Origin of the sequence: Pseudarthrobacter sp. CC12 (genome assembly GCF_039907755.1) — a bacterium.
GTDB lineage: Bacteria > Actinomycetota > Actinomycetes > Actinomycetales > Micrococcaceae > Arthrobacter > Arthrobacter niigatensis.
This window is the reverse complement of record NZ_JARDJH010000042.1, coordinates 23,610-35,686: the sequence shown is the minus strand read 5'-3', so window position 1 is coordinate 35,686 and position 12,077 is coordinate 23,610. Positions and strand designations below refer to the sequence as shown.

The 12,077-nt window shown below is 65.9% G+C and carries 10 protein-coding genes and 1 tRNA gene; 5 read left to right on the top strand and 6 right to left on the bottom strand.

Going from position 1 to position 12,077, the window contains the following annotated elements; genetic code table 11:
• The first annotated feature begins 182 nt into the window (after positions 1 to 182).
• Entirely contained in the window at positions 183 to 710 is a 528-nt protein-coding gene (locus tag PV772_RS20175) for a hypothetical protein (protein WP_307360720.1), read from the top strand.
• A 16-nt stretch (positions 711 to 726) separates the two neighbouring features.
• Here the strand turns inward: PV772_RS20175 and PV772_RS20170 are convergent, their stop codons facing one another.
• Positions 727 to 1,782 (bottom strand): LacI family DNA-binding transcriptional regulator, encoded by a 1,056-nt coding sequence (locus tag PV772_RS20170; protein WP_347887348.1) that lies wholly within the window; start codon positions 1,780 to 1,782, stop codon positions 727 to 729.
• Positions 1,783 to 1,784: 2 nt separating this feature from the next.
• Positions 1,785 to 3,530 carry a glycoside hydrolase family 13 protein gene (locus tag PV772_RS20165; RefSeq protein WP_347887349.1) on the bottom strand — a complete coding sequence of 582 codons (1,746 nt, stop codon included), beginning with the start codon at positions 3,528 to 3,530 and terminating at the stop codon, positions 1,785 to 1,787.
• A gap of 177 nt (positions 3,531 to 3,707) precedes the next feature.
• On the opposite strand from PV772_RS20165, the gene PV772_RS20160 reads away from it, so the two are divergent.
• Complete coding sequence (locus PV772_RS20160; protein WP_347887347.1) at positions 3,708 to 5,078, top strand: FAD-linked oxidase C-terminal domain-containing protein; 1,371 nt, start codon at positions 3,708 to 3,710, stop codon at positions 5,076 to 5,078.
• A gap of 3 nt (positions 5,079 to 5,081) precedes the next feature.
• On the opposite strand, the gene PV772_RS20155 is transcribed toward PV772_RS20160, so the two are convergent.
• The 4 genes from PV772_RS20155 to PV772_RS20140 form a co-directional block, all read right to left on the bottom strand.
• Positions 5,082 to 6,500, bottom strand: a complete 1,419-nt coding sequence (locus tag PV772_RS20155; protein ID WP_141158077.1) for a DUF4032 domain-containing protein — start codon at positions 6,498 to 6,500, stop codon at positions 5,082 to 5,084.
• Between the two features lie 106 nt (positions 6,501 to 6,606).
• A complete protein-coding gene (gene ugpC, locus PV772_RS20150; RefSeq protein WP_347887346.1) occupies positions 6,607 to 7,689 on the bottom strand; it encodes a sn-glycerol-3-phosphate ABC transporter ATP-binding protein UgpC in 1,083 nt (360 codons plus the stop codon).
• 217 nt (positions 7,690 to 7,906) lie between these two features.
• Positions 7,907 to 8,740 (bottom strand): trehalose-phosphatase, encoded by an 834-nt coding sequence (gene otsB / locus PV772_RS20145; protein WP_347887345.1) that lies wholly within the window; start codon positions 8,738 to 8,740, stop codon positions 7,907 to 7,909.
• Positions 8,730 to 10,232, bottom strand: coding sequence for a trehalose-6-phosphate synthase (locus PV772_RS20140; protein WP_141158075.1), 1,503 nt, complete (start codon positions 10,230 to 10,232; stop codon positions 8,730 to 8,732). The genes otsB and PV772_RS20140 overlap by 11 nt, the downstream gene beginning before the upstream one ends.
• A gap of 179 nt (positions 10,233 to 10,411) precedes the next feature.
• On the opposite strand from PV772_RS20140, the gene PV772_RS20135 reads away from it, so the two are divergent.
• The 3 genes from PV772_RS20135 to PV772_RS20125 all read left to right on the top strand — a co-directional run bounded on the left by PV772_RS20135 (position 10,412) and on the right by PV772_RS20125 (position 12,019).
• A complete protein-coding gene (locus PV772_RS20135; protein WP_347887344.1) occupies positions 10,412 to 11,299 on the top strand; it encodes a thioredoxin domain-containing protein in 888 nt (295 codons plus the stop codon).
• A 149-nt stretch (positions 11,300 to 11,448) separates the two neighbouring features.
• Positions 11,449 to 11,525 (top strand) — tRNA-Thr (locus PV772_RS20130).
• A 68-nt stretch (positions 11,526 to 11,593) separates the two neighbouring features.
• Complete coding sequence (locus PV772_RS20125; protein ID WP_347887343.1) at positions 11,594 to 12,019, top strand: ChaB family protein; 426 nt, start codon at positions 11,594 to 11,596, stop codon at positions 12,017 to 12,019.
• Positions 12,020 to 12,077: the final 58 nt, after the last annotated feature.

Genomic DNA, 12,077 nt, shown 5'->3' with positions numbered 1-12,077 from the left:
CCGAACCCGGAAGCTAAGACCCACAGCGCCGATGGTACTGCACCCGGGAGGGTGTGGGAGAGTAGGTCACCGCCGGACATACATTACGAAGGGCCCTGACAAGGAATGTCAGGGCCCTTCGACTTTAACCACAAGACCGATGCCGACGGAGGGCCAAACGACCGCCGGTAGGATTGACCCTCATGAGCAGCATCTTCAGCCACGCCCAGGACCCCTCCCAAGACGACGGCCGGCAGGCTTCGGATCCCTTGGAGCCGGTGGTGAACACGGTCCGGGTTCCGGGCCCCGTCTCCCGGGCCTTCGCAGGCTTCACCGACCATACGCACTTGTGGTGGCCCCTGGAAAAGCACGGCGTTTACGGGGCCGGCTCCTACGTGGAGTTCGAGGAGAACCTCATCCTTGAGACGGCTGACGATGGCCGCACCAGCATCTGGGGTACCCTCGACGACTGGCAGCCGCCACTGTCCTTCCATGCCTCCTGGCACCCCGGAACCACGGCGCTCTGGTCCACCGAGCTCCTGGTGGCGTTCCGTGCTGTTGGGCCGGAGACGGAGGTCCGTGTGTTCCATGAGGGGTGGGAAGGGGCGGAGGATCCCGTTGCCGCCCGCGAAGCGTACGTGGAGGCGTGGCCCCTGATCCTGGAAAGGTTCGCACGGTTCATGGGTGCCGGCGACTCAACGGATGCGGTCCCCTCCGAAGACCTGTCCTAGGCTGTCCGCGCGGCTCCTAGGCTGTCCGCGTGGCCGGGCCCGGTGCTACGGCGGTGCTGTGCCGGATCACGAATTCCGTGGGGTATTCCTGGTCTTGTGCTGACGTGGCCGCTGTACCGCCGTCGGAATCCCCGATGGCGCCTTCCAGCAGGGCCAAAGCCGTGGCTGCCGCAAGCCTTCCCTGGCCGCGTGGATCCTGGCTGACGGTGGTCAGCCCGAAGGTTTCCGAGAGCTCGTGCCCGTCAATCCCCACCACGGAAAGATCTTCCGGGACCCGAAGCCCAAAGTCGCGCGCGGCAAGCATGATGCCCACCGCCATCTCGTCGGACGCGGCAAAGACGGCCGTAGGACGCTCGGTGGAGGTCCCCAGCAGCCGGCGGCCAGCTGCGTACGCGCCCTGGATGGTGAAGTCGGCAGTCACATGCCACTCCGGCCGGAACTCCAGTCCCGCTCCTGCCAGGGCCGCGCTGAAGCCCTTCTGCCGAAGCTGGGGTAACTTGAAATCCCGGTTCAGCCCCGCGTCACCGGTGATGTGGGCAATCCGGGTATGTCCCAGGCCAATCAGGTGGCGGGTGGCCATCATGGCCAGTCCTTCGTCATCGATCCGGATGGTAGAGGCTCCGCGCAGGGCACCTCCGATGCCCACAATAGGACGGTGCACGGCCAGCAGCTGGCCGATTTCCTCTTCGCTGAGCACCAGTGCCACCGTGATCACCGCATCCAGGCGCTTGCGCAGCAGGAAGTCAGTCAGGATGCTGTTTCGCCGCTCCGGCTGCTCACCCACGTTGTACAGCGTCAGGTCGTAGCCGGCGTCGAGCAGGGTTTCGGAGACGCCTTCGAGTACCGACGAGAAGTACCAGCGCTGGACGTTGGGCACCACCAGCCCGATGTTGTGGTTCCGCCCGGACGCGAGGCTCGACGCATGGTACGAGGGGACGAATCCGAGTTCCCGGGCGGCTTCCTGGGCCAGCCGGCGGCTCTTGGAAGAGACGTTGGACTTGCCGCTCAACGCCCGTGAGACCGTGGCAACGGACAGGCCTGCCCGGCTGGCAACTTCTTTGATGCCTGCCATCGTCAGAAAGCTGCTGCGGCGTCCGGTCCAAGCTGTATCCACGCGGTCTCACCGGAGGCAAGGGCGTGGCCCGCGCCTGCGGGCAGGCTGCGGATCAGGACGTTGCCGGCGGGCATTTCCAGCGGCTCGTGGTTCAGGTTCATAAGCACCAGCGTAGTGCCGTTCACGTAGCCCAGGGAGGAGCCGGTGCACCAGTCCTCGGCCCATGACAAGGACCCCCGGCCCAGGTCCAGTTCACGACGGCAGGCCAGGGCCTGGCGGTACAGGGAGAGGTGCGATGCCGGTGATTCCGCCTGCAGGTCCCTTGCCAGTGCTTTGAAGGAGTCAGGGATTGGCAGCCAAGGATCGCTTCCCGAACCGAATCCCAGATGCGGGTCCTCGCCGCGCCACGGCAGGGGAACCCGGCAGCCGTCGCGGCCAAGCCGCTGCCCGCCGGTGCGGGCGAACGTGGGGTCCTGGCGGAGGTGGTCCGGAATCTCAATCCCGTCAGGCAGTCCCAGTTCCTCGCCCTGGTACAGGTAGGCGGCCCCGGGCAGCCCCAGCATGAACATCGAAGCAGCGGCCGCGCGGCGGCGGCCAAGGTCATGGTCCGGCTGGGGGTCTGCGAAGCCGATGCCGTCCCCGTCCCGCGGACCCAGCCCGTTGTAGCCAAACCGGCTGGCGTGGCGGACCACGTCATGGTTGGAAAGTACCCAGGTGCTGGGGGCTCCGACGCCGTCAAGGACGGTCAATGAGTCGGTGATGACGGAGCGGAGCCGGTAAACGTCCAGGCCAGCGTGGAGATAGGGGAAATTGAAAGCCTGGTGCATCTCATCCGGCCGGACCCAGTGGGCAAGCCGGTGGAGGTCCACGCTGGCCTCGGCGCAGAGAATGCGGTCGGGGCCGTATTCGTCCAGGAGCATCCGCCACTTCCGGTAGATGTCGTGGACGCCGGGTTGACCGAACATGGGTGCCTCGTGGCCGGGATAGCCGTCGCTGCTGCCGCCGTCCGCGCGTCCGCCCCAGGCCGGCAGTCCCGGAGCCTTGACCAGGGCGTGGGCCACGTCCACGCGGAAGCCGGAAACGCCGCGGTCCAGCCAGAACCGGAGCACCCGCTCGAACTCTGCGTGGACGGCCGGGTTGTCCCAGTTGAAATCCGGCTGCGAGGAGTCGAAGAGGTGCAGGTACCACTGGCCGGGCCGTCCACCCTGCCCTTCCACCTGGGTCCATGCAGGGCCGCCGAAGTGGGACTGCCAGTTGTTCGGCGGTTCCTGCCCGTCCGGACCGGTCCCGTCACGGAATATGAACATGTCCCGTTCCGGGCTTCCAACCGGCGCTGCAAGGGCCGCCTGGAACGCGGGATGCTGGGCAGAGCAGTGGTTGGGGACCAGGTCCACGATCACCCGCAGGCCCAGGCGGTGGGATTCGGCCATCATGACGTCGAAGTCGCCAAGCGTGCCGAAGATGGGATCCACGTCGCAGTAGTCGCTGACGTCGTAGCCGGCATCCCGCTGCGGGGACTTGAAAAAGGGAGACAGCCACACGGCGTCGACGCCCAGGTCCGCCAGATGCGGCAGTTCCTCGGTGATCCCGGCGAGATCGCCAATGCCGTCGCCGTTCAGGTCACGGAATGACCGGGGATACACCTGGTAGATCACCGCGGAGCGCCACCAGCCCGGGACGGTGTCAGCAGTGTGGATGAGCGTCAGGGGACCGGCGGAGGCGGTAGTGTCCTGGGTCACAGTTTCGACAGACATGCAAGCCAGCATAACGGCGAAGGGCCAAATAACTGAAAACGCTTCCATAAATGTTTCCGGCCGCCAATTCCTGGATGCGGCCCAGCGGCAGGGACGGAACTGGAAGCGATTACAGCAGGGAAAGCTTCGAGGCTTCGCATGCTGCGCACCTAGACTGGGTAGGTATGTCCGACGACGGATGGAGGCTTTGTGGGAAGCATCGTTGACGAGCTGGAAGCCATCCTGGCACCTGGCCAGGTGGACACGGGCGAAGTCCCGCTCCGCCGGTACGCCGTGGACCAGGCGCCCGTGATCGATTTCCAGCTTCCGCTGGCCGTGGTGTTCCCCGAGTCGGTGGCCGACGTGCAATCGGTAGTGAAGGCCTGCGCGGACAGCGGCGTGGCCATCGTGCCCCGGGGAGCCGGCACGGGCGTATCCGGGGGCGCCCATGCCACCGCCAACTGCATCATCCTCTCACTGGAGCGGATGGACCGGATCCTCGCCCTGAGCCCGGATGACGAAACAGCTGTGGTGGAGCCCGGCGTCGTGAACGCCGTGCTCAACGAAGCCGCGGCGGAGCACGGCCTCATGTACGCGCCGGACCCTGCCAGTTTCCGGAGCTCTACAATCGGCGGCAACGTGGCCACCAACGCCGGCGGCCTGCGGTGTGCCAAGTACGGCGTCACCAGGGACTCTGTCCTGGCGCTGGACGTCGTCCTGGCGGACGGCTCCCTCATCCACACAGGCCATCAGACCTTCAAAGGCGTGGCCGGGTACGACCTCACGGGCCTCTTCGTGGGGTCGGAAGGCACGCTGGGGATCGTCGTCGGGATCACGGTGCGGCTGAAGTACCTGCCCCGGGAAGTGCATACCGTCGCCGCGTTCTACCCGGACTTCAGGCTTGCCGCTGCCGGCGTCCTGGCGGTGGGACGGGCCCGCGTCCAGCCCGCCATCATGGAACTGCTCGACGGCGGTACGCTGGCGCAGCTCGACGACATCCATGGGTCCGACCTCACCGCCCGCGGGAAATCATTGCTGCTGGTCCAGACCGACGGTTTTGGGGCTGCGGCCGAGGCGGAGGTGGTGCGGCGGGTCCTGCGCGACGGCGGGGCCACGGTCACCACCGAGGCGAGCGCCGAGGCGGAGCGGCTGGTGGAGCTGCGGCGGCACAGCCGCGGTACGGAGGTGGACGACGAGTACCGGGTGGGCGAAGACGTCGCTGTTCCGCGCTCCCGCCTGGTGGACTACGTTGCAGCGCTTGAAGTTATGGCCGCCGAGCAGCAGGTGCACCTCAAGGTGGTGGCACACGCCGGGGACGGCAACCTGCACCCCACGTTCTGGATCGACAGGCAGGGCCCGGACGTGGAACCCGGTGCAATGGTTCGGCTCCAGGTGGCTCTGGACGAGTCCATCACCGCGGCCCTGGCCATGGGCGGGACCATCACGGGGGAGCACGGCATAGGCCAGTACAAGCTGCGCTGGCTGGGCCAGGAGCAACCGGAGCCCGTCCGGGAACTCCAGCGCAGGATCAAGGACTTGTTCGATCCTGCCGGAGTCCTCAACCCCGGGAAGGCCATCTAGGAGTCAGTCGTCCGAATCCGGGTATTCGTCATCGGATTCATCGGCACCATAGCGGGACTCCTCGTTTTCCACTTCGAGGATCTTTAGCAATTCGGTGTCCGGGTTGAGCATGATCGCTGCTTCGTCGCGCCGGTGCCGCAGGATCGAGTCGATGTAGGACTGCACGGCTTCTGCCAGTGGGATGTGGCGCTCCTGCTTCTCCGACATGTACCACCGGTGCTCCAGGACCTCGTGGACCACCTCGGCGTGCTCGAGCTTGCCGGAGAGGTCCCGGGGGATGGAGCGCACGATCGGCTCGAAGATCTGGCTGACCCAAAGGTGGGCGCTGTATTCCTCGTCCATCTCCGGGTTGTTGTCCGCCCGGAACGAGTCCATGTCATTGAGGAGGCGGCGGGCCTGGTTCTCCTGCGCGTCCAGGCCGGTCAGCCGGAGGAGCCGCCGCTGGTGGTGCCCCGCGTCCACCACCTTGGGCTGCAATTGGATGGTGGAGCCGTTTTGGGTGGTCTTGATGGCATATTCCTCGACGTCGAAGCCGAGTTCGTTCAGGCGCCGGATGCGGGCGCCCACCCGCCAGCGTTCGCCCAGCTCAAAGGATTCCTTCTCCGTCAGTTCAGCCCACAGCCGCCGGTAACTGTCCATGATCAACTCACTGGTGGCTACGGGGTCCACCTTCTCCTCGATCAGGCCGCCGTCCAGCAGGTCCATCAGCTCCCCGGCGATGTTGACCCGCGCGATTTCGAGGTCGTATTCGCGCTGGCCCGTGGACAGGTCCGGGTACAGCTCGCCCGTTTCGGCGTCCACCAGGTAGGCGGCAAAGGCTCCGGCGTCGCGGCGGAAGAGGGTATTGGACAGCGACACGTCTCCCCAGTAAAAACCGATCAGGTGCAGCCGCACCAGCAGCAGGGCCTGCGCGTCGATGAGGCGCGTCAGGGTGTCCTTGCGCAGCATTTGGGAGAACAGCGCGCGGTAGGGCATGGAGAACTTCAGGTGCCGGGTTACCAGGACCGGGTTGAGCGGACGCCCGTCTGGGGTGGTCCGCCCGGTGATCACCGCAACAGGCTCCACGCAGGGCACATCGAAGCGGGCGAGCTTGCGGAGCATGTGGTATTCGTGGCGGGCCACATGCTCGGAGGTTTCCTTGATGGCGATGACAGAGCCGCCCAGGTGGGCAAAGCGCACGATGTGCCGCGAGATGCCTCGGGGGAGGGCCGCCAGGTATTGCGCCGGCCACTCCTCCAGGGCTATATGCCAGGGCAGGTCCAGCAGTTCCGGATCCGCTGCCGCGGCAGTGATGTTCAGCGACGAGGCTACCGAGGCCGCCTTGTTGTCATCTGCACTGGCCGCCACGAACCGCGGCAGCTTCCCGATCTGCGCGTAGTCGGTGGGTTCGTCGTGCCACTGGGCGCTGTATTCCTCGGTCATGGCTCAATTCTTCCGTACTTGGGGGTACCGCGCCTAAAATTTGCCGCTTAAAAACCGACGGCGGCCCTCCCGGAGGAGGACCGCCGTCGGTCTCTAAGCTGGAACGTCAGTCGCCGAGGCGCAGGCCGGTCTTGGTGTCGAACAGGTGCACGTGGCCCGACTGCGGGCGGACGTAGATGACCTCACCCTTCATCGGAGGTCGGCGGCCGTCGACGCGGGCCACGATGTCGTGGTCCTTGCCGTCGAGGGTGGTGTGGCCGTAGACGTAGGCGTCGGCGCCGAGTTCCTCGACAACGTCCACCTCCACCTTCAGGCCTTCACCCTGCGGAGCGGTTTCCAGGTCCTCCGGGCGGCTGCCCAGCGTGACCGTGGAGCCATGTGCCTCTTCGAGGACGTCGCGCGGCACGGGGTAGACGGTGCCGCCGAACTGCACGCCGCCGTCGACCACGGGAAGCTCCAGCAGGTTCATGGCGGGGGAGCCGATGAAGCCGGCAACGAAGACGTTCTTCGGGCGGTCGTAAAGGTTGCGCGGGGTGTCCACCTGCTGCAGCAGGCCGTCCTTCAGCACCGCCACGCGGTCACCCATGGTCATGGCTTCAACCTGGTCGTGCGTCACGTAGACGGTGGTGACGCCGAGGCGGCGGGTCAGGGACGCGATCTGGGTGCGGGTCTGGACGCGGAGTTTGGCGTCCAGGTTGGACAGCGGCTCATCCATGAGGAAGACCTGGGGGTTACGGACGATGGCGCGGCCCATGGCAACGCGCTGTCGCTGGCCGCCGGAGAGCGCCTTCGGCTTGCGGTCCAGGTACTGCTCAAGGTCAAGGAGCTTGGCGGCTTCGCGGACGCGCTCGGCGCGCTCTTCCTTGGAGACACCGGCGATCTTCAGGGCAAAGCCCATGTTGTCGGCCACAGTCATGTGCGGGTACAGCGCGTAGTTCTGGAAAACCATCGCGATGTCGCGGTCCTTCGGCGGAACATCGGTAACGTCACGGTCACCGATCAGGATGCGGCCGGTGTTGACGTCCTCAAGGCCTGCGAGCATGCGCAGGGAGGTGGACTTGCCGCAACCGGAGGGTCCCACGAGGACCAGGAATTCGCCATCGGCGATGTCGATGTTGAGCTTATCGACGGCGGGCTTATCTGTGCCCGGGTACAGACGCGTAGCGTTATCAAAAGTAACTGTAGCCACAGTTATCAATCCCTTCACCGGCAGGTACGTGCCGGACGATCCGTTGTGAATGGTTCATGTTTATTCAGTTTTGTTCCTGCAAAGCGCTCCGAGCCTGGGCCCGGAGCGCAGAATGACGCCGCACGGTGTCTGTGCGCCACATCACACCTAGAGTATGCCAGAGGTTGCGCTTCCTCGCCGAAATGTTACGGACGTCACATGTGCCGCCGGCCACGTCCTAACCGGACGCGGCCTGCGGATCCTCTTCGGCAACAGCAATGCTCCGCTCCTGGAGCAGGGCCTCCAGTAGTTCCGCAATGTGGACGGGAGCCTCCACCCGATACTGGGCCTGGGTGAAATCAAGGCCCACCTTGACCCCCACGTCGCCCGGTTCGAGCCGGCCAAAAGCGTCCTCGTCCGTGACGTCGTCGCCGGCGAACAGCACGGCAGTGGCCCCGGTGGCCTGCCGCAGGAAGGCGACACCTTCGCCCTTGGAGGCATTGACAACCGAAGTCTCCAGGACGCGTTTGCCTTCCTTCAGGAAGACTCCCTTGCGGTCCCGGAGCACCGACCGTGCTGCCGCTACTGCGTCTTCTGCCACGTCGTCCTCAGCCTGACGGGTATGCAGGACGACGCCGGCAGGCTTGTCCTCAAGGGAGGTGCCGGGCGCCTCGGCAACGATGCCGGCCAACTCGGCGCGGACCTCTTCAAGGAGTGTCTTCTGGTCCTCTTCAAGGGCCAGTTCGGTGGAACCCGGCCCCAGCCATGCCTCGGCGCCGTGGCTGCCGATCAGGAGCGTGTCGACCGGCGGGGAGGCGACCTCCCGCAGGCTGGCGAGGGCGCGTCCGGAGATGAGGGCCGTCGTCGTCCGTGGAAGGACGGCGAGGCCTGCGAAAGCGGTGGCCGACCGGGGAAGCGGCCGGGCGTCCTTCGCCCGGCCGACGATGGGTGCAATGGTGCCATCGAAATCCATGGCCACGAGCAGGTGCTCCGTGCCGGCGATCCGGCGCAGGGCTTCGCGGAGCTCGGGGGTGATCGCCAATGGCGCGTTACCGGGGCGCTCAGGAGTCATCGCGGACCACTTTCTCGTTCAGGGCGCGCAGGAAGTCCGCTGACCAGTGGTCTACGTCGTGGTCCAGGATCTGCTTGCGCATGGCCCGCATGCGGCGTGAGGCCTCCCTCGGGGTGAGTTCCACGGCGGCCATGATGGTGTTCTTGAGGCCGGCGATATCGTGCGGATTGATCAGCAGCGCCTGCTTCAGCTGGTCGGCCGCCCCGGCGAATTCGCTGAGGACCAGCGCGCCGTCGTTGTTGTTGCGGGCGGTGACATATTCCTTGGCCACCAGGTTCATTCCGTCGCGCAGCGCGGTGACCAGCATGACGTCCGCGGCCAGGTACAGCGCCACCATCTCCTCCACGGGGTAGCTGTGGTGCAGGTAGCGGACGGCGGTGTTCTCCAAGGTGTCGTAGGTGCCGTTGATGTGGCCCACGGTGCCTTCAACTTCCTCGCGCAGGAGCCGGTACTGTTCCACGCGCTCCCGGCTGGGGGAAGCAACCTGGATGAGGGTTGCATCGCCCACCGTGAGCCGGCCGTCCGCAAGGAGTTCCTCGAAGGCCTTCAGCCGGTGGCGGATGCCCTTGGTGTAATCCAGGCGGTCCACTCCGAGCAGGATGGTCTTGGGGTTGCCAAGGTCCTGGCGTATCTGGCGGGCGCGTTCGATGATGTCCGGCCGGGCCGCGAGTTCGGTGATCTGCTTGACGTCGATGGAGATGGGGAAGGCCTGGGCCCGGGCGATGTGGGTCAGCTGGCCGTTGTGGTCCTTGACGTGAACCTGCTGCTGCTTGACGCTGGCGCCGAGGAAGCGGCGGGCGGAGCGCATGAAGTTTCCCGCGTCGCTGGGCCGCTGGAAGCCCACCAGGTCCGCGCCCAGCAGCCCGTCGATGATGGCCTGGCGCCAGGGAAGCTGGGCGAAGATCTCCGGCGGCGGGAACGGGATGTGGTTGAAGAAACCGATCCGCAGGTCCGGCCGTGCTTCACGGAGCAACCGGGGGACCAGCTGGAGCTGGTAGTCCTGCACCCACACCGTGGCGCCCTGGTCCGCGTGGCGCACCACGGCGTCGGCGAACCTGCGGTTAACCCTGCGGTAGGCGTCCCACCAGGTGCGGTGGAACTCCGGCGGGGCGATGACGTCGTGGTACAGCGGCCAAAGGCTGGCGTTGGAGAACCCTTCGTAGTACAGCTCCACGTCATCGGTGCTGAGCTGGACCGGGACAAGGTCCATGCCTCCGTGGCTGAACGGCTCGACCGTTTCGTCAGGGGCGCCGTGCCAGCCCACCCAGGCCCCGTCCGTCTTGGTCATCATCGGCGCCAGTGCAGTCACCAGGCCGCCGGGCGACCGGCGCCAGCCGGAGCCGTCGTCGCTGTCGTCCCCTGGTGCCACCCGGTCCACGGGCAGCCTGTTGGAGACCACCATGAAGTCGTATTTGGTATGGCCGGCGTGGCCGGAACCGGAACTGCCGGCCGTAGCTGTTCCGGCTGGTTTTTCCTGGACGGGTGTTTGCATTGCGGCCCCCTGGGGTTGCTTGTGCCTCTAAGCCACCCTAGCCGGACGGAATCATCGGGGCTATTCGTCCGTTGGTCAAGCCGGAAGAATGGTTGAAACCGCAAGCTCTCAGCTTTCTCCCCTAAAATGTTTGGGGCACCACCAAGTGGTCCCCCTACGTCGACCGACCCAAGGAACTCATGAGCCCCGCAAACGAAGTACGTAAGTCCAAGGCTGAGCGAACCGCGGAGGCGCGCGAAAAGGCGCGCCTGATCCGCGAAGCGCAGGTAAAGAAGGACAAGCGCAACAAGCTCCTCATTGGCTGGGGCATCGTGGCGGCGGTTGTGGCCATCCTTGTGGTGGTGGCCCTGGTTGTCACCAACCGCCTCAAGCAGAACGCGCCCATAGCCGACCAGGGGCCGGTCCCCGCCAACGCCAACGCCCACGGGGGCGTGACCCTGCTGGCCAACACGGACGTGGCCAAGACGGGACCGGCTACCGTCGACGCAGCCTCCCTGGGGGACGCCCCCAAGACCCCGCCGGCCGAGGTAGTGGCCCCGGGCGCCGAAGCTGAGGCGGGCAAGCCGGTGAAGGTTGTCCTCTACATCGACTTCATCTGCCCCGTCTGCAAGAACTTCGAGGCCCAGTACAACGACCAGCTCACCTCGCTGCGCAATGACGGCAAGATCACCGTGGAATACCGGCCGCTGGGCTTCCTGGACAGCCGGTCCACCACCAACTACTCATCGCGTGCGGCCAATGCGGCGGCCTGCGTTGCCAACACGGCTCCGCAGAAGTACGCCGACTACTTCAATGCCTTGTACGCCCAGCAACCGGCTGAAGGAAGTGCCGGCCTCTCGGACAACGACCTGAAGAAGATGGCCTCCGACATGGGCGTGGATATCGGTTCCTGCGTCGATGACAAGACGTACCGCCCGTTCGTGAAGTTCACCACCAAGGAAGCGGCGGCCATCGGCGTGACGGGTACGCCCACCGTGTTCGTGGACGGCAAGCAGTGGGGCAAGGGGGACAGCGCCCAGACGCCGTTCCCGGACTTCCTGCAGGCAGCCATCGCGGCCAAGGGCTAACGGGAAACAGCCCGTGCAGGGGCCCGCTCCGGATTCGCTCCGGGGTGGGCCCTTGCGCATCCACCGCCGGTTCAGCGGGCGTTTTTACCCCCGGCTGGAGTTGGGCTAACCTTATCTAGCGCCTGCGGGCGCACGCCCTTCCGGGGCATGCCTCCTTAGCTCAGTTGGCCAGAGCACCGCTCTTGTAAAGCGGGGGTCGTCGGTTCGAATCCGACAGGGGGCTCCACATCACCTCCGGGTCTAAGCTGGATCCATCCGAATAATCAGCCTGCTGACTAAAGGAGGATGGGTGCCATGCCCAAGACCGGCAAGAACGACCATGCCCGCAAGGACGAACTGCCGTCCACACTGCAGCGTTCCGAGCAAAAGGCCCAGGACACGTTCGCGAAGACCTATGACTCCGCCCTCGAGTCCTACGACAACGACGAAGAGCGCGCTGCCCGTGCAGCCTACGCCTCACTGAAGCACAGCTATGAGAAGGTGGGCGACCATTGGGAGCCCAAGGAAAAGCGCGGCCCGTCTGACAAACGCGCGGAGCAGGGCGTCCGGTCATCCGAGCCCACCGCCGGCGGCGTCGACGCCAATGCGTCCAAGGAGCACCTCTACAAGCTGGCCAGGGAACTGGACGTCAAGGGCCGCTCAAAGATGGACAAGGACCAACTGGTCCACGCCCTCCAGAAGGCCAACGACGCCGCCACCCGCAAAGCCCGCAGCAAATAGCCTGGGCACTTGCCGTCCCGCCGTCCCAAGGTGTCGAATCAGAGGACACGTCCGGTCC

Bases quoted from the DNA above. Each gene is read 5' to 3' on its own strand.
- PV772_RS20175 (WP_307360720.1), top strand. From the start codon at position 183: ATGAGCAGCATCTTCAGCCACGCCCAGGACCCCTCCCAAGACGACGGC.
- PV772_RS20170 (WP_347887348.1), bottom strand. From the start codon at position 1,782: ATGGCAGGCATCAAAGAAGTTGCCAGCCGGGCAGGCCTGTCCGTTGCC.
- PV772_RS20165 (WP_347887349.1), bottom strand. From the start codon at position 3,530: ATGCTGGCTTGCATGTCTGTCGAAACTGTGACCCAGGACACTACCGCC.
- PV772_RS20155 (WP_141158077.1), bottom strand. From the start codon at position 6,500: ATGACCGAGGAATACAGCGCCCAGTGGCACGACGAACCCACCGACTAC.
- otsB (WP_347887345.1), bottom strand. From the start codon at position 8,740: ATGACTCCTGAGCGCCCCGGTAACGCGCCATTGGCGATCACCCCCGAG.
- PV772_RS20140 (WP_141158075.1), bottom strand. From the start codon at position 10,232: ATGCAAACACCCGTCCAGGAAAAACCAGCCGGAACAGCTACGGCCGGC.
- PV772_RS20135 (WP_347887344.1), top strand. From the start codon at position 10,412: ATGAGCCCCGCAAACGAAGTACGTAAGTCCAAGGCTGAGCGAACCGCG.
- PV772_RS20125 (WP_347887343.1), top strand. From the start codon at position 11,594: ATGCCCAAGACCGGCAAGAACGACCATGCCCGCAAGGACGAACTGCCG.